This window comes from Marinomonas sp. ef1 (genome assembly GCF_002806845.1).
In the GTDB taxonomy this organism is placed as follows: domain Bacteria; phylum Pseudomonadota; class Gammaproteobacteria; order Pseudomonadales; family Marinomonadaceae; genus Marinomonas; species Marinomonas polaris.
This window is the reverse complement of the sequence record NZ_NHTT01000002.1, coordinates 109,942-130,678: the sequence shown is the minus strand read 5'-3', so window position 1 is coordinate 130,678 and position 20,737 is coordinate 109,942. Positions and strand designations below refer to the sequence as shown.

Below are 20,737 nucleotides of genomic sequence, written 5' to 3'. Positions count from 1 at the left end.
ATTTATTGGCCTGCAGCTTGGGCTATGACATGATTCCAAAAAGGATTAGCAAACAACAAAATCATCGAGACCACAAAACAATAAATCGCGGTGGATTCGATCATCGCCAAACCAACAAATAAGGTTCGCGTAATCGTCGCAGAGGCATCAGGTTGCTGAGCCAATGACGTTAACGCCGTCGCCACCGCTTTACCTTCTCCCAATGATGGCCCGATCACGCCGATGGCAATCGTTAATCCTGCCGTAATAATCGAAACCATTGCAATCATTGTCATGCTGTCCATAGTTACTCCGTAAATGTTCATAAGGTTTAATCAAATAAAGGGTTAAAATTAAAGCTCAAAGCTAACTCGTCTCTGTTGCCTCAGTGCTTTGGACTTCTGTTTTTGAGGAGCGTGTAGCCGCTGCGATGTAGACAGTGGCTAGAATGAAAAAGATATAAGCCTGAACAATGCCAGTAAGCAAACCAAGCACAGTCATCACAATCGGAAATAAGAACGGGGTAATGGTGAGCAGTATCGCGATGATCATCGCGCCACTCATCATGTTGCCGAATAGTCTCACCGCCAGCGCCAAGGTCCGCGACACCTCACTGATAATATTGAACGGCAGCATAATAATGGTCGGCTGAGTATAGGAAGACAGATATCCGCCTAAGCCCGTTTCCTGAATACCAAACAGCTGCACAGCAACTAACACACACAGAGCTAACGCCGCCGTAGTGGAAAGCGAACCTGTCGGTGGTTCAAAACCCGGAATAATGGTGCCAAGAGCAGACACGGCGATAAACAAAAATAAGGTTCCCAGAAAACCGATGTATTTTTGTGGTTGACTTAAACCTACTTCTTCGATTTGTTTATTAATGGTGATCACCACCACTTCTAGCGCATTTTGCCAGCGCGAGCGTTGCAAATTGTTGGACAGATTTCGAGTAATTAGAATCGACCCAACCACCAGCACCAACATCACCAACCAAGTGAAGACTATGGTGGCATTAAGCTTTAGAAAGCCCATTTGCCAATAAATAATTAGATCTGGAGTCAGGTTCATTAGCGCTCTTCTGTGTGAGAATGTTTTTCTTTAAGGGTATGAATCGGCTTGATAATGACTGGGTTGTCTTTCAAACGAATCAGCCGCGTCGCGAACAAACGCAAGATTATGAAGCCAAGCAAACCTAACAATAATTTTTGCCAGTCATTGCCCAGGAACACATAAAAACTCACCATCACGACGCTGATGCGAAACAGCATACTGAACAAGAATAAAGGTGCGACCACGCGACTAGAACCCAGTCGGCGTACTGTCCACCACAACCCAGCAAAATAAAAAATCCCTAATAGCATGCCAACAAACACGGCATAGGCAACGCCACCCCAAAAGTTGTCACCAAAATCAATTAACATCATCGTTGTCCTCAGGTTGGTGAATGTCTTTGTCTTCTTTTTGCACCCAATGCCAAGCATTGAAGCAGCCCAAACACAGGCCAACGACCAGCAAGGCCAGTGTCCATGAACGATCACTTGGGTAAGCACCATCCAACCAAATACCCAGCGCCGCACCAAGCACAGTAGGAATAGCAATCGACCAGCCAACCAATCCCATCATCCCTAAGCCAGACCAGACAGTTCTAGTTACGTGTCGCTGAGCTTTTAGCTTACGAGCGGCGACTGAGCCAACTTGCTTGCTGTAGTTGTTTTTCGGTTTGTGATCTAAAGAGCGATCTAGTTTGCGGTCTACTTTTCGATCTAGATAACGGTCCGCTTTGGGCGTGCTTTTGTCTTCATCATCGTCTTTCATGACAAACTCGCATCCTGCTTAAACGCGACCAAACGCTGAACAAAACCGCTTTCCATCTTAGTCAATGCCGAACGTAGTTTCTGCTGCTGTTCGTCAAGCTGCAGAAACTCTTCTTCTACTGCAATACGCAATTCATTTAAGCCCATACCACTCATGGCGTTGCGCACGGAAATACGTACTTCCGCTCCGGTTTTCACCAATACGCCTTCATCAACAGCGATGTAAGCTTCTTCCTCGCCTTCGACTTCCACTACTAAAATGCCCGCTGACAAGGACGCCACACAATCCAATCGATTCGGTAAAATGCCAAACGCCCCTTGTGGTGTAGTCGCCACGATTCGCAGCACTTTTTGTTCTTCGCTAAATACTTTATGAGGCAGTAAAACCTTAAGCGTCATGTAGGCTTGTGGCATCTTCGTCCTCCTCGGCTTTTGGTTTCGTTTTATCTTCTATTTTTGGTTTATCTTCTACAGGGGCTTGCTTGCTTTTTTTATGGGCTTCGTCAATCGCACCAATCATGTAAAGCGCGCTTTCGGGATAGTCTTGAAATTCATCCTGTAAGATTCGCTCGCAGCCATCTAAGGCATCATCAAGACTGACCAATTTGCCAGACATACCAGTAAACTGCTCAGTGGTAAAAAAGGGCTGAGTAAGAAACCTCTCTAAGCGGCGAGCACGTCCGACGACTTTGCGGTCTTCGGGCGATAGCTGCTCCATGCCGAGCATGGCAATGATGTCTTTCAATTCGCCGTATTGCGCTAAGGTGCGACGAATCTCTTGTGCCAGATCGTAATGACGTCGACCAATAACGCTTGGCGTCGCCATTTTAGAACTGGACTGCAAGGGATCAATGGCAGGATAAAGCCCTTCGCTGGCGCGCTTACGCGATAAAACGATAGAAGCAGAAAGGTGAGAAAAGGTATGTACAGCGGCAGGATCGGTAAAATCATCGGCAGGCACATACACAGCTTGGATCGAGGTAATCGCGCCACTGCCTGTATTGGCAATGCGCTCTTCGAGTTGTGACAACTCCGTACCCATAGTTGGCTGATAACCCAAACGTGCGGGCATTTGCCCCATCAAACCAGACACTTCCATGCCCGCCTGAATAAAGCGAAAAATATTATCCACCAGCAACAAAACATCACGATGTTCGTCATCACGGAAATATTCCGCCATGGTCAATGCGGCATGACCCACGCGAAAACGTGCGCCCGGCGGTTCGTTCATTTGACCAAACATCATCACCATGTTGTCCAGCACACCCGCTTCTTTCATCTCGCGATAAAGCTCTTCGCCTTCTCGGCAGCGTTCTCCGATACCGCAAAAGATACTAACGCCCGCGTGTTGGCCGACCATGTTATGAATCATCTCGGTCAACAAGACCGTTTTGCCCACGCCAGCACCGCCGAACAAGCCGGCTTTACCACCGCGCTCTAACGGCATTAAGACATCAATCACCTTGATGCCGGTTTCGAATACTTCGGTTTTGGTGGAACGTCTTGCTAACGGTGGTGGTTCATTATGAACCGAGCGCCATTCGACGTCGGTCGGCGCGTCTTTTTTGTCAATGGCGTTGCCGAACACATCAAACATGCGCGACAAAATCCCCTTGCCTACTGGTGTCTGCAACGGCTTGCCTGTGTCTTCCACTTTCATACCACGAGCAAGACCTTGGGTTGGCGTTAAGGCAATACCGCGCACCCGCTGATCATCCAATTGGGAAAACACTTCAATGGCAATGCTATTGTCTTTACCAGTACGTAATAAAGAGCGAATCGGTGGTAACTGATTGTCTGACGATATACTGTCAAAGTGGATATCCACGACACTGCCCCGAATCGAAATCACGGTGCCTGTGTTTTGAAATGTTCTTCCTGATTCCATAGCCTTCGATTACTCCCAGTAATGACTTTAATAAGCGCACGACACCTCAGCACTACTAAAGGATGAGCCGACACAGTGCTATTAACAATGATCTATGACAGCCTTTTCCACTTTCACTTTACTTTACTTTCTCTTAATCGGTCATAGAGGATTGCGGTTGTCAGCGTAATAAAAACAAGAGATAAACTCTGTGCACTAGCGAACATATGCGCCGTTTAACTCGCCATATTTAGCTAACAACTTTGTCATCAACCTCCTTGTCATCTACTACTTTGCCATCCACTACCTTAATGGTTTTATCACAGCGCGCGGCTAAGCTTGGATCATGTGTCACAAATAGCACCGTCATACCTTGTTCTCGGCTGACTTTACGCAGTAGTTCAAATACTGCATCGGCGCTTTTGGTGTCGAGGTTGCCTGTGGGTTCATCGGCGAGTAATAAGGCGGGATTCATGGCAAGTGCTCGCGCTAAGGCAACGCGCTGTTGTTGTCCACCGGATAATTGATAAGCGGGCTGATCGCGCCAAGGCGTTAAGCCAACACTATCGAGCAACATAGCAGCACGCTCGGTCATTTTTTTATTGGGAAATTCTGCTTCACCCAACAACGGCATCATGACATTTTCAAGCGCACTAAACGCACTCAATAAATTATGAAATTGAAACACAAACCCTATGTTATGACCGCGCACGCGAGTCAATGCATGATCATCCATGCGCGTGGTTTCTTCACCACAAATTGACAAGCTTCCTTCGGTTGGGCGATCCAATAATCCAACAATATTGAGCAAGGTACTTTTGCCCGAGCCAGACGGTCCAACCACGGCACAAAATTCTCCACGTTTGAGGATTAAATCAATGCCATGAAGTATTTCCACTTCATTCGGTAGACCTGTGTTAAACGACTTACGAACATTCTGCATTTTCAGCACGACGTCATTTGTATTGTGTTTAGCTTCTAATTTATCCACGAATTGCCACCACCGGATCAAGTCGTGCCGCGCTTAAAGCAGGAACGAAAGCAGAAATTAAGCCAGTTAAGGTTGCCAACAACAAAGCACCAATAAATAAGCTAGGCTCTAAACTCAAGGAAAATAGCGGCGAACCATCTTCACCTGTTAGCATTTGCATCCAGATCAATAATCCACCCCCTCCCATCGCAGAACCAATAATAGAACCGCACAAACCCAACAGCCCACCTTGCAGTAAAAAGATACGCAGGATTTGTCCTCGAGTGATTCCCATGGCACGCAAAATGCCAATCTCTCGGGATTTTTGCACTACCGACACAACCAAAACGCTAGCAATGCCTAAGGCAACCGACAGCGCGACAAACAAGCGAATAACAGTGTTTGAGCTTTGTTGTGCGCCCAACGAAGTAAATAACTGGGCATTGTTTTTTATCCAGCTGTCGGCTTGCACACCAGTTGAAGCTTCGATGCGCTGAGCAATCGTTTCTGCGGCATAAATGTCTTTGACATTGACATCCAACACAGAAACACTGCCAACCATGCCTAATAAACTTTGTGCTGTGCGCAAAGCAACATAGGTGGTTTGTGAGTTGGCCGTTTTATTACCGAAATCAAAAATACCCGTTATGGTAAGTGTGTTGTCAGCACCAGTTGCCATGGTAACGAGGATTTTGTCGCCTAAACTGACGCCCAAATCACTTGCTAGTTCGATGCCGATTAAAATATCTGATCCGGTTAAGTCCATCGTGCCACTGACCATTTTGTCGGTCATATCAATAATCTGGAAATAGAGATCTGGCTTCACCCCATTAATAGAAATGGCTTGACTGGTATTGCCTCGCACCACTAAAGCAGAACCCTTGGCGGCGGGAGACACCACCAATACATCAGGTATCTCCGAGATTTGCACCATGATACTTTGCCATTGATCAATACTGTCAATGCGTTGCAAAGGCGTCTGAATAATCGCACCTTCCACAACCGCACCTACCGCTAAAGTGCTGTTACTGCTGCGAAGCGGTCGCACCGTTTCTTTAGCAGGCTGTAATTGAATATGCGCTTGGCCACTCAGAACACTTTTGGTGATATTAGATTGCAAGCCAGCCATCAATGCAGACATAAAGACAATCACCGCCACACCTAAGGCAACGCCACTGATAATAAAAGCTGTTTGAGTACGCCCTTCACCCAAAAAACGCAAGGCGACAATCCATTCAAACGGCTGCCAACTGGGTAAGGTTTTTAACTCGCTCGCTTCTAACGCTTTCTCGCTCATAGCGAATCAGCTTGCAGCAATGGACGAATGCGATCGCCATCGGTAACGGTGACCGAACTCACTGGAACAACTTGATCACCAGCGCTTAATCCTGTTAACACTTCACTCATGCCATCACTGCGCAAACCAAGAGTGACGACTTGTCGATGGACTTGTTTACCATCCAGTTTTAACACCCAAGGCGCGACCGAATTGACATCATGAACCGCAGCACTGGAAACAAGCACGGCATCGCTGCGACTCGCCACTTTTATGTCCACAGAGACCGTCATGTCTTGGCGCAAATAGTCTGGTGGTTCAGGGACTTGCAGCTTCACTTCCACGGAACCTCGATCAGAGTCTATTCCCGGGTTGATATACACCAGTTGGGCACTAAAAAGCTGATCTGGATAAGCATCAGCAGAAGCTAATGCTGATTGATTTAATGCAAGTAGATGAAGATTTTTTTCTTCGATTTGCACGACCATTTGTGTTTCGCCAGATGGAGAAAGCTGCATTAGCGTTTCGCCAGGTTGAACTACATCACCTGGCTCCACATTGCGTGCAATCAACACACCGTCCACAGGCGCTTTTAATGTGGTGTAAGCCAATTTAGCTTGAGCTAATTCAAGGCCGGCCTGAGCTTGCTCAAGGCTCGCTTCATCTAGTGCTACTTGGCTGCCATTAGTTTGTAAACTAATCATTTTTGATTGCAAACTACTGACCTTACTACGAGTAACTTTTTCGGCACGCACTGCTTCATCCAGACTGGATTGGCTAATCAAATGTTTTTTCAATAAGCTTTGACTGCGTTCCAGATCTTGCAAGGCTGCCATTTGATTGGCTTTGGCTTCTTCTACTTCTTGCTCTGCCATGGGAGCTTCTACTTCGTGTAATTGACGAAGTTCTGCTTTTGCTAACAGCACAGCAGCCTTGGCTTGGCTTACCGCCGCATGCAACTCACTAGATTCCAATTCAACAAGTGGCATATTCACTTCAACCCTTTGCCCCTCATTAACAGGAACCGCTCTCACTGTACCGGTAATTTGTACGCCAATATCAACGCGATGTGGCGCTTCTACACGACCACTGGCCACAACGGTTTGTACAAAATCACGCTGAACAACGATTTCAAGCAGGACTCTTGGCCCCAACATAAATCGTACTCCTGCCGTTATCGCCAAGACTAAAATAGCGATAACCAGCAAAACAATGCCGATATGTTTATGAGTTAAACCAAAGATCTTTGAGGTGACAGTTGACCCATCTGCTTCCGGCTCGCTGGTATTTTTAGAATCGCTTGTACTGGTCATGTTCTATTCCAAGTTTTTTAAAGAAGTTAACGTGCTTTTATGATGACTCGATGAACCAGCATGACGGGCAATTTGTGCCTTTGCGGACTTAATAATATGAGCAGGATCAAAACCAAAGTGCTGTTCAACCACTTTACGCGGTGCAGACAAGCCAAAGGTTTGCATGCCTATAATTGCCCCTGCACAACCTGTGTAACGTTCCCAGCCAAAAGTGGACGCCTCTTCCACCGCGACACGGGCGAGAATCGTTGGTGGCAACACTTGATCCCGATAATCCTGTAGCTGGCTTTCGAATAATTCCCACGATGGCATGCTGACCACACGCGCTTTAATGCCTTCGATTTTTAGTTGTTCGTACGCAGCCACACAGAGCGACACTTCACTGCCGGTTGCCAATAACAAGACGTCTGGTTTGCCATCTTTCGCATCGGCAACAATATAAGCGCCAAAAGCCAAACCACTGGCGCTACCATATTTAGCTCGATCCAGCGTCGGCAACGCTTGGCGAGTTAACACCAGACACGCTGGCATATGATTATTGGCCATAATAACGCGCCATGCTTCGACAACTTCATTCGCATCTGCTGGCCGCAATACCAAGATTCCCGGCATAGCTCGCATGGCAGCAAGGTGTTCAACGGGCTGATGTGTTGGGCCGTCTTCGCCCATGCTGATTGAATCATGAGTCCAGATCGAAATTAGCGGCAGCTCCATCATTGCGCTGAGCCGAAGCGCTGCACGACAATAATCGGTAAAGACAAAAAAGCTCGCCACATAAGGTCGTAGTTTTGACAAAGCAAGACCATTGCCGATAGCGCACATGGCATGTTCACGCACACCAAAATGGAAGTTTCGTCCAGCGTAATTGTCCGCTTGAAAATAGTCAGAACTGGTTGGTTTTCCGGCCTTCAATTCTCCAATTTGTCTCATGCTACCATTGGATTCAAAAGACAATTCCGTCTTGGTAGAAGGCGACAAATCTGCCGAGCCACCCAGCAACCAAGGCACTCGTTGAGCAATGGTATTAAGAACCAGCCCTGAGGATTGTCGTGTCGAGATGTCTTTACCGTCCGCCGTGAAGGTAGGCAAGCCAAAATCCCAAGCTTGAGGAAGATGCGCTTGCTGCATCTGAGTAATTTGCCCTGCCAATTCGGGGTATTGATAATGATAAGCCGCAAAGGTTTTTTGCCATTCAGCATGAGTTTTCACACCACGTTGACCGAAATTCGCTGCAAAATGATCGACAACTCCGGCAGCTACATCGAATTGGGATTCTGGATCAGCACCATAAAATTCTTTGGTAAGATGTACTTCTTCTACCCCAAGTGGTTCACCATGGGCCTTCGCCGTATCTTGTTTATGGGGCGCACCATAACCAATATGACTCTGCACAATGATCAGAGTCGGACGATCTTCTGTATCAATAAACGCCTGATACGCCGCGCTTAGTTGTGTTAAATCATTGGCGTCGCTCACCCGCACCACATTCCAACCGTAAGCCTTGAAACGTGCCGCTACATCTTCACTAAAAGTGATCTCAATTGAACCTTCGATGCTGATGTGATTAGCGTCATAGATCCAACACAAATTCGATAACTTCAAATGCCCTGCCAAGGAAGCGGCTTCACTGCTGATGCCTTCCATCATGTCGCCATCGCCACACAAGGCATAAACATTATGGTCGAACAAGGTGTAATCGGGACGATTGTAAGTCGCCGCCTGCCAGCGTTCAGCAATTGACATACCAACACTTGTCGCCAGGCCTTGCCCAAGCGGCCCTGTGGTGGTTTCCACGCCGCTGGTCCAGCCGTGTTCAGGATGACCAGTACAACGACTGCCAAGTTGGCGGAACTGTTTGAGATCTTCCATGGTGACCGCTAAGCGCTCGCCAGCGGGATAACTCGCCCCCTTTGCTTTCACTCTGGTCAGATGCAATAAGCTATACAACAAGGCGCAGGCGTGACCGGATGACAGCACAAAGCGATCTCGATTCAGCCACTCAGGATCTTTTGGATCAAAACGTAGAAAACGCTGCCACAAGCAATACGCCGTTGGCGCGGCGTCCATTGGCGTACCGGGATGCCCCGATTTGGCTTTTTGCACAGCATCGATAGACAGAGTACGCAGCGTATTAATAGCAAGCTGGTCGAGCATTAACTGTTTCACTTTGGCTGACTCCTAAAAAATCGTTAAAAAGGCGCTTCGTCGTTTTCTGATTTACTATTTTTTGACGTACTGGTTTTTACTTGCTGACTTTTTTGCTCTATGACTGTCAATAAATCGTTCCAAGACTGAGTAAAAGCGTCTGCGCCCTCTTGTTGGAGCTGATCAGCCAATGCGCCAACATCGATGCCTTCTACGGCGAATTCCAACAGCTTGCTTTCAGCATCAACACCATCAATCGACATCACGCTAGACAAGGCGCCGTCTTTCGAGAAGCTTAGTAATGTCTTTTCTGGAATCGTATTAATGGTGTGTGGCGCAGCGAGTGCTGAGACGTAATAAGAGTCAGAAATCGTTGGATCTTTGCTGCCTGTGCTGGCCCAAAGTAAGCGTTGTGATTGAGCACCAGCCGCCTTTAGCGATTGCCAGTGTGGCGCTGCTAGCAGTTCACAATAGGTCTTGTAAGCCTGTTGGGCGATTGCGATACCAAGACGATTACGCAGATTAGATGAAACCTTGTCATTAACGGCAACATCCCAACGACTGATAAACAACGAAGCAACCGAGCCAACTTTTGGATCAAGTCCTTTTGCAATTCGGCGCTCGATGCCGCGCATATAAGCCTCGGCCGCGGCGAGATATTGCTCGCTGGAAAACAGCAAGGTCACGTTAACGGGAACACCCGCAAAAATCGTTTCTTCAATGGCCGCTAAGCCTGCTGGAGTACCGGGAATTTTGATAAACAAATTGGAGCGTTTAGCGCGTTTATGCAAATCCACCGCCGCCGCAACTGTACCAGCAGTATTGTTCACCAAAAGTGGTGAGACTTCTAACGAGACCCAACCGTCCATTCCATCGGTGTTATCAAAGATGGGGCGTAATAAATCCGCCGCACGAGTTAAATCTTCCAGCGCTAATTCGAAAAACAGCGCTTCACCCGATAGACCATTGGCAGCTTTTTCTGCGATAGCTTGGTTATAGTTATCACCGTCTTTTATTGCTTTGTCGAAAATGGTCGGATTCGATGTTAGTCCTGTCACACTCAGATGATCAATATAGTGCTGCAAAGTGCCGCTGTTTAGCAGCTCGCGAGTAATGTTATCAAGCCAGATACTTTGACCTAGCATGTGCAATTGCTTGGTCGCACTTATGCTTTCAGATAAAAAGTCATCTTCAAAAGGATTGCTGTCTTTTATAGGTTTCATAATTCCTCCAATGACGCAGAACGAATGTCTGCTGCGCCAAGACCAATACAAAAATCGTGATGAATCAGCTCGCCGATGTGTTCAATAGTGACATCGGCAGCTGGATAAGGATGTGCCTTTTCTGGATCGTGAGCGTAATGACCTTGCCTTGGAAAAACCGTAGTAAGCCGGCTTCCCCAAACGCGTTTCATGGCGGTCAAAATACGCAATTTATCGTCTACCATGACATAACGCTGGGCTGGATAATGTTGCTCGACCGCATCGAGCATGGTTTCTTTGTGGATATAAATTAACACCTGACCATCCACTGCTTCCCATAACCCTGAACGCTTGATTTTGCGCGGCTGCAGGACGGCTTCTCCATCGGTCAAAATGACGGTTTTGCCTAGGGTTTGCAGATGTTTAATGAGTGCCAATGCATCGGCATAAAGCCGATCCACAAACGGATAATCAAGAAAGAACTCAGCGATTAAGAGCCCTCGAGCATCATCAAGATGTTCAAGTCGATACTGTTGCAGCGCGCCTAGATAATCCGCATAACCGCGTTCTGTGCGTAACGTTTCGAATATCACCCAATAACGAGCGCTGTTTTCCTCACCGATTTCACGAATTAAAAACGCTTTTAATTCCACCAAAATATGGTCGTTGTCGAGCAAGGTGTTATCAACATCCAGCAGAAAAACAATCTCGTCTGTTGCGCTACTATCCACCATTAGTTAGCAGCAGCGGAATATTCGCCGCGGCGCGCTGCTTTATCGTTGGCCGCTCCTTGCTGCAAGACTTTTTGTGCTGCCTCAACATTGTCATCTTGTCCGAGCCAAACTTCTAACGCGGGCAGTTCAATCGCGCGAGAAAATGAAAACGTCAGTGCCCATGGCAAACGGGATTTGTATCGGCTATTCATGGCATTTAAACGTGCCGAGGCCATTTCGGGCGTTTGTCCACCGGATAAAAAAGCAATGCCCGGCACCGCCGCAGGAACAGTACGCAACAAACAACTCACCGTCATATCGGCAACTGTCTCGACACTTTCCTGTACAGGACATAGCAATCCGGGCAACACCATGCTGGGTTTTAACAGCAAACCTTCCAGCAAAACACCTTGCTCATTCAAGTGTTGGAAAACCGCCTGTAAGACAGATTCCGTCACTTGCGCACATTGTTGTAAGGTGTGACTGCCATTAATCATCACTTCAGGCTCGACAATCGGCACCAGCCCCGCTTCTTGGCATAAGGCCGCATAACGCGCGAGAGCATGAGCATTGGCTTCAATACAGGCTATAGATGGCGTGACTCTATTGATAACCCTTGTTTGAATAGCGTCGACATCAATGCTGAATACCGCCCGCCATTTTGCGAAGCGCGCGCCCATCAGGGCATAAGCTTCCAACCGTTCACGTAAACCGTCCAAGCCTTCGGTGACTTTTTCGCCCGGATACCCAGCCATATCTACTGCCCCAGCATCTACTTTGATACCGGGAATAATGCCCGCGTCAATCAGTACATTTATGAAGGGCGTGCCATCTTGAGTATGTTGATGAATGGTTTCATCGAACAAAATCGCACCGCTGATGCTATCGCTTAATCTTGGTGTGGTGACAATCAATTCTCGGTAAGCACGTCGCATCTCTAAGCTTTGCGCTATACCCAATTTGGCAAAGCGGCGATTGCACGTCGCCACACTTTCGTCCATCGCGAGCAAGCCTTTATCATCAGCCATCAAGCGCTTTGCGGTTTCTAGTAAGTGACTTGTAGAACCGATTGCTTGGCTAGATGAGCCCGAATCATTCATCCTTATCGCTCCATTTCCAATCACGAATTTCCGGCATATCGACACCGTATTGGTTGATGTACTGACGGTGCTCAATCAGTTTTTCACTCAACATGCGTTTCAGTTCGACGCCTTTCACGCCGGTTTGCGGTAGTCGGTCAATCACATCAATCACGAGATGAAAACGATCCATGTCATTAAGCACTGTCATATCAAACGCTGTAGTGATCGTGCCTTCTTCTTTGTAACCACGAACATGGATATTGCGATGATTGGTACGGCGATAAGTTAATTTATGAATGAGCGATGGATAAGCATGAAAGGCAAAAATCACCGGTTTATTTTCGGTAAACAAAAGATCAAACTCGGCATCATTCAAACCATGTGGATGCTCGGTTTGAGGCTGCAGCTTCATTAAATCCACTACGTTCACCACACGAATATTCAACGTGGGTAAATGCTTTCGCAAAATAGATACAGCCGCTAAGGTTTCTAGCGTTGGTACATCGCCACAACAAGCCATCACGATATCTGTTTCGGCATGATTACTTAACTCGGTATCGTTACTTGCCCAATCCCAAATGCCAATGCCTGCCGCACAATGTTTCGCTGCGGCGTCCATGTCCAACCATTGCGGCGCTGGATGCTTTCCGGCAACAACCACATTGACGTAATGCTTGCTGCGCAAACAATGATCCATCACCGAAAGCAAACAGTTGGCATCTGGTGGCAAATAGACTCGGACTATGTCGGCTTTTTTATTCACCACATGATCGATAAAACCCGGATCTTGGTGAGTAAAGCCATTGTGATCCTGACGCCAAACATGAGACGCCAATAGATAATTCAACGAGGCGATCTTAGGTCGCCAAGACAAACCAGCGGTGACTTTTAGCCATTTCGCGTGCTGGTTAAACATGGAATCAACGATATGAATAAAAGCTTCGTAGCAATTAAATAAGCCGTGTCGGCCAGTCAGTAAATAGCCTTCTAGCCAGCCCTGACACTGGTGTTCGCTAAGCATTTCCATCACGCGACCATTGGGAGCTAGGTATTCGTCATTAATTTTTGTGGTCGCTTCCCATTGTCGATTAGTGGTTTCGAACACCGCCTCAAGCCCATTAGAAATTGTTTCATCTGGGCCAAATACTCGAAAGTTCTCTTGGTTAAGCTTAATCACATCTCGCACAAATGGCCCGAGCACATGAGTATCACCAACACCGCGCACGCCGTGTTTCGGCACCGCACAAGCGTAATCACGAAAATCTGGCATTTGTAAGGGTTTCAGTAGCAAACCACCGTTGGCATGAGGGTTCGCTCCCATGCGGCGTTCACCTTTCGGCGCAAGCTCGGCTAACTCTGGTAACAAACGGCCAAGACTATCGAATAATTCTTGAGGGCGATAACTGCGCAACCATTCTTCGATTAATGGCAGGTGTTCTGGTTTCGATTCTGGATTAGATATTGGCACTTGATGAGCATGAAAAGTGCCTTCGATCTGCACGCCATCGACTATCTTAGGGCCCGTCCAGCCTTTTGGAGATTTTAGAATAATCATCGGCCAACAGGGACGTTCAAATACTCTATTTTCTTGGGCGTTCAATTTGATCGCCTTGATTTCCCGTACCGCAAAGTCGAGCGCTGTCGACATGGCTTTATGCATATAGTCAGGATCACTGCCTTCGACAAAAATTGGATGCCAACCATAACCACGAAATAGCTGCTCTAGCTCTTGGTGACTGATTCGAGCCAGAACAGTTGGATTCGCGATCTTGTAGCCATTCAAATGCAAAATGGGCAAAACCACGCCATCGGTAATTGGATTTAGAAACTTATTAGAATGCCAAGCGGTCGCCAAAGGCCCTGTTTCAGCTTCGCCATCACCCACCACACAGGCAGCGATTAATTCTGGATTATCAAATACCGCACCAAAGGCGTGACTTAATGAATAACCCAATTCTCCACCTTCATGGATGGAACCGGGACATTCGGGTGACGCATGGCTGGGAATGCCACCGGGAAAAGAAAACTGTTTGAACAGCTTTTGTAGGCCGACTGTGTCTTGACTTATATCAGGATAAATCTCGCTGTAACTGCCTTCCAAATACGTATTTGACACCACGGCAGGACCACCATGACCGGGGCCAGAGATATAAATCATGCTTAAATCGTATTGTTTAATAATGCGATTCAAATGTACGTAGATAAAATTCTGTCCGGGGGTCGTGCCCCAGTGACCAAGCAAGATACGTTTTATATCAGCCAAGACCAAAGGCCGCGACAATAGCGGGTTATCGTGAAGGTAAATTTGCCCAACCGACAAGTAATTACTGGCTCGCCAGTATCTGTCTATTAGGCTCAGTTGATCCGGCGCTAGTGCTGCGGTTTGCATCGTAGTTTTTGGCACAGTGAGATGCTCCCTATTATTTGCTGGCGATTTCTTTCTTGATGCGAGAAAACTCTGCTTGTTCGATATCACCGCGAGCATAACGCTCGTTCAATATATCCAGCGCCGTTTTATTGGCTTGCGCAAAGTAACGTCGATTAGATCGATAGCTGTAACCCCAATGGCCAAAACTAGAAATCAGCAAAAACCAAAAACCAATCCACAGCACCCAGCCCCAACCGTTCCAATATTCGTTATACATATCAATCTCCATGTCAAAACGTCGAAAATCAGGTGACTTTCAAACAAACTCGATAGTTCACTCTATAACGATAGAAAGACGAGATTCTGTGCGGTAACGAACGTTTAAAAATTCATCATCAAAGATAGAAGAAAAAGCCCATTTAATATGATCAAGATCAAGTCTTTACGTAGAACACACATTTGCTAACAAATCCTTTCAAATCCCCAGAATCTAAACACCCTGCACTTCCCTACAATTCTCGCATTATCCAAATGAGGTCTTGTTATGTGGCGCAAAGCGTTTGTTTTTCTTATGTTTTTTTCGGCATATGCGTCGGCGGGTTATTACGATGGTACAGAAGAGTTAACAGGCGATGCGCTCAAAGCAAAACTGCACAGCATCATTGATGGTCAAAAACCTCTGAAGTACACACAAAGTGGAAATACCGATTGGTACGACGGTAAGAATATCGACGTGTGGGAAGCACTGGTTTACACCGATTCCGCCTGCCCAGATGACAAACCAAAATGCGGCCTAGTGCAAATGCTTTACCTAGATGACGTGAGAAACATCAACCAAGCAAACCGAGGCAAAAGCAAAGACGATGCGTGGGACAGAGAACACGTTTGGCCAAAATCCCGCGGCTTTGCTAAACAAAGCCAAGACGGCTACACAGACCTTCATCACCTGCGCCCTGCTGACCGCAACCTAAACGGCGCGCACAGCAACTATGGCTATGGCATGGGCGGCGAAGCGATTTACGATGAGCTAGCTAACGGCAGCAAAGTATTGTCTGGCGCCTACCTAGATAAAAACAAAGAATCCTTCGAACCAACCGACCACGCCAAGGGCCAAATCGCCCGTATGGTCTTTTACATGGCTGCTCGATACGAAGCTGGCGACGACGCATCACCAGAAAACATGCCCGACTTAATCATAACCAAAGGCAATGACAAACAAAGCGGCCAACCCAGCATCGGCGACCTTTGTACACTCGTAGCGTGGAACGACAAATTCCCCGTCACCGCCTTTGAAAAACGCCGTAACGACCGAGTACAACAACTACAAGGAAATCGAAATCCGTTTATCGATCATCCAGAGTTTGTGGATGGAATATGGGGGAAAGAGTGCTCAACGAAATAGCTTTGTACAAATAAAACGAAGGGCTAAATCAGAGTTTCACCGGCGCTCATAGAAAAAGCCCAACCGACGTTCTAGACAAAGATCAGGTAAAACAGACGAAATTTGTTTACATTCGTGGCGATTCGTCAAATATTAGACTCAGCCCCTTTTCGTAATGCTTCGATATGTCGCTTTGGCGATTGCCCAAAGAGGCGAGCATATTCGCGGCTGAAATGAGAAGGACTTTCGTAACCTACTTTGAATGCTGCACTTGAAGCATCAAGACTGTCATTTAGCATCAAGCGCTTCGCTTCGTTCAGGCGTAACCATTTCTGATACTGCAAAGGACTCATCGCTGTGTGTTCACGAAAATGATGGTACAAAGTGGTGCTACTCATTTGAACATAAGCAGCCAACTCTTCAATCTGAAAGGATTTTGCATAATGTGTTCTAAGCCAAGTGACGGCTCGTGAAATTCTGTGGGCCTGACTACCTGTCGAGGCAATCTGCCAAAGCCGACCCGCTAGATCACTATTCAACAGTCGATAATGAATCTCTCTCACAATGAGAGGAGATAACGTGGCTATGGCATCAGGCTCATCAAGTAAAGCCAATAAACGAGTAAAAGGCTCCAATAACGATGAAGTAACCGTTCCTATTGCCGAGCTTCCACTAATAGAACTTTCATAAGGAGGAGGCATGCCATTTTGCGCAATAATATCTGCCATAAGTAGCATATCTAGCTTGAGCATTAGCCCTAAGCAAGGAAGATCTGAACTGGCATCGAGCACTTGTGAACTTGCAGGCAAATCGAGTGAGTTCAATAAAAAATGCTGAGTGTCATAAATGAAGTTTTGCTCCCCGACCAACAACTGCTTAGTGCCTTGAACGACAAAAAGAACACTTGCTTCAATCGTGCAAGGACAAGGTTCCGTTATTACTTCTCGGCGAAAAAAAGATAGATTTTCGATTAACGTAGCGCAATCTTCCTGCCCTATTGTTTTTTCTTCGATAGCCTTAGCCAAGTCTTTTTGTATGCTGCTGATATCTCTATTCATGTATTTACTTCTAGTCTTTTGAGTGCGTTGAGTCGCATTGAATATCATCAAAATATGATCTTTCCATAATAATTAGTGCACTACCCTAGGTCACGTGAAATTCTGCCATTCAGGAGTATCAGGCAAGAATCAGGCAGGATCCTGCTAACCCCCAAATACCCAGAGCTGTAAAACTAGATGCTAATGAATGCTTTCAGAAAAACGATGTTCAATGCCTCTTTGTGATCGACAACCGTTTTGCCTAACTTACTTATCTGGAGAATGACCATGGATAAACATACTGAAATTACAAATGTTTTAACTGAAAAGGATGTTCCTGATGAGGGACGTCGCAATATGATGAAACTAACTGGCGCAGGTATGGTTGCACTAGGCGTTGCTTCTCTAACTACTGGCAAAACCTTTGCTCAGTCATCAATAAAACTAAGCGATGAATGGGATAAAAAATTCGCCAAAAGTGACAAGGTTAATCATAAAAAAATAACGTTCAAGAACCGCTATGGTATTACCCTTGCCGCTGATCTTTACCAACCAAAAAATGCGTCTGGCAAATTACCAGCCATTGTCGTTGGTGGCCCTTTCGGTGCGGTGAAAGAACAATCTTCTGGTCTTTATGCTCAAATAATGGCAGAGCGTGGCTTCGTCACTCTTGCTTTTGATCCATCTTATACAGGTGAAAGTGGTGGTGAGCCTCGTAACATTGCTTCGCCAGACATCAATACAGAAGACTTTAGCGCGGCAGTTGATTGTATTGGGATGCAAGCCAATGTGGATCGTGAACGTATCGGAATAATCGGCATCTGTGGTTGGGGTGGTATGGCATTGAATGCGGTTGCTGTCGATAAACGTGTCAAAGCAGTAGTCGCCAGCACTATGTATGACATGACTCGTGTTATGTCAAAAGGCTATAACGACAGTGTTACCGTAGAACAGCGTACCCAAGGACTGAAACAATTAAGCCAACAACGTTGGGAAGATGCAGGTAAAGCAGCTCCAGCTTACCAAGCACCCTACAACGTATTAAAAGGTGGCGAGCCGCAATTCATGGTCGACTATCATGATTACTACATGACACCTCGTGGCTATCACCCACGTGCGGTGAATTCTGGTAACGCTTGGTCACAGACGACGCCATTATCCTTTATGAATATGCCGTTACTAACCTATATATCTGAGATTTCTCCTCGCCCGGTTTTGTTCATCCATGGCGAAAAGGCGCACTCGCTTTATATGGGCAAAACAGCCTATGAAAATGCGGCGGAACCAAAAGAGATGATGATCATTCCTGAGGCAAGCCATGTTGATTTATATGATCAAGTAGATGTCATCCCATTCGACAAGCTAACAAGCTTCTTTAAGCAACACCTAGCCTAATCGGCATCAAAATAGTTGAAGTAACTTCTGCACCATGCGGCTCTTTGAGCTCGCGTGGTGCTTTTTTTCTAGAAAACAAGGCGTAACACAAAACTATGGCACTCACCACATCTGATATTCATGATGGAACATCAACAGACAAGACTGATAACACGGCTCATTGGAGTGGCGTTTTTGCCATGTCGCTATGCGTATTCACGCTGATAGCGTCCGAATTTATGCCTGTTAGTCTGCTAACACCCATTGCCAGCGACTTACAAATTACGGAAGGAATGGCTGGCCAAGGTATTGCGATTTCTGGCGCCTTTGCCGTACTAACCAGCCTTTTACTGCCTATGCTAATTGGCACTATGGACCGCAAAAAGTTAATGCTGATGCTAACAGTCTTGATGGGGATCTCTGGAAGCATTGTCGCGCTAGCGCCAAATTATCCGACCTATATGCTTGGTCGTGCGCTCATCGGCGTAGTCATCGGTGGATTTTGGTCGATGTCCGCCGCCATGGCGATTCGATTAGTTCCATCTAATAAAGTACCTAAAGCTCTGGCCATTTTTAATGGTGGCAATGCACTGGCAACAGTAATTGCCGCACCATTGGGGAGTTATTTGGGCTCTATCGTAGGATGGCGAGGCGCATTTTTAGCTATCATTCCCATCGCACTAATCACTTTAATTTGGCAGTGGATCGCATTACCCTCTATGAAGGGAAAGGCACGCGAACCAGGTTCCGGCAATATTCTCAAGGCACTAAAAAGCCGCGCGGTTGCCTATGGTATGGCTGGATGTGGCGCCTTCTTTATGGGTCAGTTTGCCCTCTTCACTTATCTACGCCCTTTCCTTGAAACCGTCACACAAACCAGCGTATCAACACTATCGCTTCTATTACTTACTATTGGATTTTCAGGGTTTATCGGTACGTTAATCATCAGCTCAATACTAAAACGTACTTTATATGGTCTGCTTATTGGCATTCCCGTTTTTATGGCAGCAATTGCTGTAATGCTGATTCCGGCTGGAAGCGATGTTGCACCTGTCGCTTTATTACTGGCAATGTGGGGGCTATTCGCAACTGCTGCACCTGTCGCTTGGTGGACTTGGCTGGCGAAAGCAATGCCACATAACGCAGAAGCTGGCGGCGGTCTGATGGTTGCAGTGGTTCAATTATCCATTGCATTGGGTTCGACAATAGGCGGCATCCTCTTCGACGCAGACGGCTACCAAAGCACCTTTATTGCAAGTGCTGCTGTCTTACTCATTAGCGCCTTTCTGACGTTTCAAGCGTCTCGCATGCCAATACAGTAACGTACCTATCTATATACAAAATAAAATAACGAGGGCCCTATTATGAATAAATCATTTCAAACCTATTCGGATAAAGCAAACATTTCAATCTTAATTACGGGCCGTCAGCATGTAAGAATTCTGAAGCGAGTTGGCCTTTCATTGCTGCTTTTACTGACGATCGGTAAAGGCTATACAGCGCAGTCAACAACAAAACCTGTCGCTGCTCAACCAGCATCCATAAACTCGGAGGAATCACGCATATGGATAACCATTGGAGAACATCGTTTCGCAGCGACCTTAGCCGACACTGATGCGGCACGTGAATTTGCGGCTATGTTACCGCTAACCCTAGACATGGATGATCTGAACAGTAACGAGAAGGAAGCCGATTTACCAAAAGCACTGTCAACTGATACCTATCGACCTGGCACAATTAATAACGGGGATCTAATGTTATGGGGATCGCGCACTATGGTTGTCTTCTATAAAACGTTTAATACTTCATACTCATACACACGTATTGGGCATATAGAAGACGCTGCCGATCTAACACAAGAATTGGGGCGGAGAGATGTACAGATAACATTTTCCAAAGAGTAACGTCTAACGATTATTAGATGTTACTCCAATAAATCTACGCTTATCGATCAACGAAAAAACGGCTAAAAAGGTAAAAAAAGAGCCTCATCAGAGGCTCTTAGTATAATAAGTTGCGCAACAACAATACCCTGTAAGAACTAAAAATGCTTATCGACAGTTCTCTAATAGTCAATCGTCGTTTGAGTCATCCCAGAAGTCATCATCGCTATCACTTGGATCACCATAATATGGTTCATCATCCCCTTCGTCGTCATATTCATCATATTCGCTGTATTCATCACTAAGAGAATAATGGCTAGCCATGGCTGA

21 protein-coding genes are annotated in these 20,737 nt (G+C 46.4%); 4 read left to right on the top strand and 17 right to left on the bottom strand.

Annotation, left to right across the window (positions count from 1 at the left end; genetic code table 11):
- Positions 1-2: 2 nt before the first annotated feature.
- From CCS02_RS03040 to CCS02_RS02970, 15 genes are all read right to left on the bottom strand, one after another.
- Positions 3-284, bottom strand: a complete 282-nt coding sequence (locus CCS02_RS03040; RefSeq protein WP_100635719.1) for a F0F1 ATP synthase subunit C — start codon at positions 282-284, stop codon at positions 3-5.
- Between the two features lie 61 nt (positions 285-345).
- On the bottom strand, positions 346-1,050 hold the full coding sequence (locus CCS02_RS03035) for a F0F1 ATP synthase subunit A (RefSeq protein WP_100635717.1): 705 nt from the start codon (positions 1,048-1,050) through the stop codon (positions 346-348).
- Complete coding sequence (locus tag CCS02_RS03030; RefSeq protein WP_232728805.1) at positions 1,050-1,406, bottom strand: ATP synthase subunit I; 357 nt, start codon at positions 1,404-1,406, stop codon at positions 1,050-1,052. Before CCS02_RS03030 ends, CCS02_RS03035 begins: the two co-directional genes overlap by 1 nt.
- Entirely contained in the window at positions 1,393-1,797 is a 405-nt protein-coding gene (locus CCS02_RS03025; protein ID WP_100635714.1) for an AtpZ/AtpI family protein, read from the bottom strand. Before CCS02_RS03025 ends, CCS02_RS03030 begins: the two co-directional genes overlap by 14 nt.
- Positions 1,794-2,210, bottom strand: coding sequence for a F0F1 ATP synthase subunit epsilon (locus CCS02_RS03020; RefSeq protein ID WP_100635712.1), 417 nt, complete (start codon positions 2,208-2,210; stop codon positions 1,794-1,796). Before CCS02_RS03020 ends, CCS02_RS03025 begins: the two co-directional genes overlap by 4 nt.
- The gene (gene atpD / locus CCS02_RS03015; RefSeq protein WP_100635710.1) at positions 2,185-3,684 is read right to left on the bottom strand and encodes a F0F1 ATP synthase subunit beta; all 1,500 of its coding nucleotides are present in this window, start codon (positions 3,682-3,684) and stop codon (positions 2,185-2,187) included. The genes CCS02_RS03020 and atpD overlap by 26 nt, the downstream gene beginning before the upstream one ends.
- Before the next feature lie 229 nt (positions 3,685-3,913).
- Positions 3,914-4,654 carry an ABC transporter ATP-binding protein gene (locus CCS02_RS03010; protein ID WP_198515320.1) on the bottom strand — a complete coding sequence of 247 codons (741 nt, stop codon included), beginning with the start codon at positions 4,652-4,654 and terminating at the stop codon, positions 3,914-3,916.
- Positions 4,647-5,930 (bottom strand): ABC transporter permease, encoded by a 1,284-nt coding sequence (locus CCS02_RS03005; RefSeq protein ID WP_100635708.1) that lies wholly within the window; start codon positions 5,928-5,930, stop codon positions 4,647-4,649. The genes CCS02_RS03010 and CCS02_RS03005 overlap by 8 nt, the downstream gene beginning before the upstream one ends.
- Positions 5,927-7,222 carry an efflux RND transporter periplasmic adaptor subunit gene (locus CCS02_RS03000; RefSeq protein ID WP_072842217.1) on the bottom strand — a complete coding sequence of 432 codons (1,296 nt, stop codon included), beginning with the start codon at positions 7,220-7,222 and terminating at the stop codon, positions 5,927-5,929. Before CCS02_RS03000 ends, CCS02_RS03005 begins: the two co-directional genes overlap by 4 nt.
- Positions 7,223-7,225: 3 nt before the next feature.
- Positions 7,226-9,388, bottom strand: a complete 2,163-nt coding sequence (gene tkt, locus CCS02_RS02995; protein ID WP_232728804.1) for a transketolase — start codon at positions 9,386-9,388, stop codon at positions 7,226-7,228.
- A 23-nt stretch (positions 9,389-9,411) separates the two neighbouring features.
- Positions 9,412-10,590, bottom strand: coding sequence for a transaldolase (gene tal, locus CCS02_RS02990; protein WP_198515319.1), 1,179 nt, complete (start codon positions 10,588-10,590; stop codon positions 9,412-9,414).
- Positions 10,587-11,303, bottom strand: a complete 717-nt coding sequence (locus CCS02_RS02985) for an HAD family hydrolase (protein ID WP_100635706.1) — start codon at positions 11,301-11,303, stop codon at positions 10,587-10,589. The genes tal and CCS02_RS02985 overlap by 4 nt, the downstream gene beginning before the upstream one ends.
- Positions 11,303-12,382, bottom strand: coding sequence for a class I fructose-bisphosphate aldolase (locus CCS02_RS02980; protein WP_100635705.1), 1,080 nt, complete (start codon positions 12,380-12,382; stop codon positions 11,303-11,305). Before CCS02_RS02980 ends, CCS02_RS02985 begins: the two co-directional genes overlap by 1 nt.
- Positions 12,375-14,768 (bottom strand): phosphoketolase family protein, encoded by a 2,394-nt coding sequence (locus CCS02_RS02975; protein ID WP_198515318.1) that lies wholly within the window; start codon positions 14,766-14,768, stop codon positions 12,375-12,377. Before CCS02_RS02975 ends, CCS02_RS02980 begins: the two co-directional genes overlap by 8 nt.
- Before the next feature lie 16 nt (positions 14,769-14,784).
- The gene (locus tag CCS02_RS02970) at positions 14,785-15,009 is read right to left on the bottom strand and encodes an SHOCT domain-containing protein (protein ID WP_012069652.1); all 225 of its coding nucleotides are present in this window, start codon (positions 15,007-15,009) and stop codon (positions 14,785-14,787) included.
- Positions 15,010-15,276: 267 nt separating this feature from the next.
- Between CCS02_RS02970 and CCS02_RS02965 the strand changes: the two genes are divergently transcribed.
- Positions 15,277-16,134: an endonuclease I family protein gene (locus tag CCS02_RS02965; protein ID WP_012069651.1), complete on the top strand. Its 858-nt coding sequence runs from the start codon at positions 15,277-15,279 to the stop codon at positions 16,132-16,134.
- Between the two features lie 125 nt (positions 16,135-16,259).
- Here CCS02_RS02965 and CCS02_RS02960 read toward each other — a convergent pair whose 3' ends face one another.
- Positions 16,260-17,171, bottom strand: a complete 912-nt coding sequence (locus CCS02_RS02960) for an AraC family transcriptional regulator (RefSeq protein WP_100635703.1) — start codon at positions 17,169-17,171, stop codon at positions 16,260-16,262.
- Between the two features lie 267 nt (positions 17,172-17,438).
- On the opposite strand from CCS02_RS02960, the gene CCS02_RS02955 reads away from it, so the two are divergent.
- The 3 genes from CCS02_RS02955 to CCS02_RS02945 all read left to right on the top strand — a co-directional run bounded on the left by CCS02_RS02955 (position 17,439) and on the right by CCS02_RS02945 (position 20,428).
- Positions 17,439-18,545 carry an alpha/beta hydrolase gene (locus CCS02_RS02955; protein ID WP_100635702.1) on the top strand — a complete coding sequence of 369 codons (1,107 nt, stop codon included), beginning with the start codon at positions 17,439-17,441 and terminating at the stop codon, positions 18,543-18,545.
- A 95-nt stretch (positions 18,546-18,640) separates the two neighbouring features.
- Complete coding sequence (locus tag CCS02_RS02950) at positions 18,641-19,846, top strand: MFS transporter (RefSeq protein WP_100635700.1); 1,206 nt, start codon at positions 18,641-18,643, stop codon at positions 19,844-19,846.
- Positions 19,847-19,888: 42 nt separating this feature from the next.
- On the top strand, positions 19,889-20,428 hold the full coding sequence (locus tag CCS02_RS02945) for a cyclophilin-like fold protein (RefSeq protein ID WP_100635698.1): 540 nt from the start codon (positions 19,889-19,891) through the stop codon (positions 20,426-20,428).
- A 168-nt stretch (positions 20,429-20,596) separates the two neighbouring features.
- Here CCS02_RS02945 and CCS02_RS22450 read toward each other — a convergent pair whose 3' ends face one another.
- Positions 20,597-20,731 carry a hypothetical protein gene (locus CCS02_RS22450; RefSeq protein WP_269800421.1) on the bottom strand — a complete coding sequence of 45 codons (135 nt, stop codon included), beginning with the start codon at positions 20,729-20,731 and terminating at the stop codon, positions 20,597-20,599.
- Positions 20,732-20,737 lie beyond the last annotated feature (6 nt).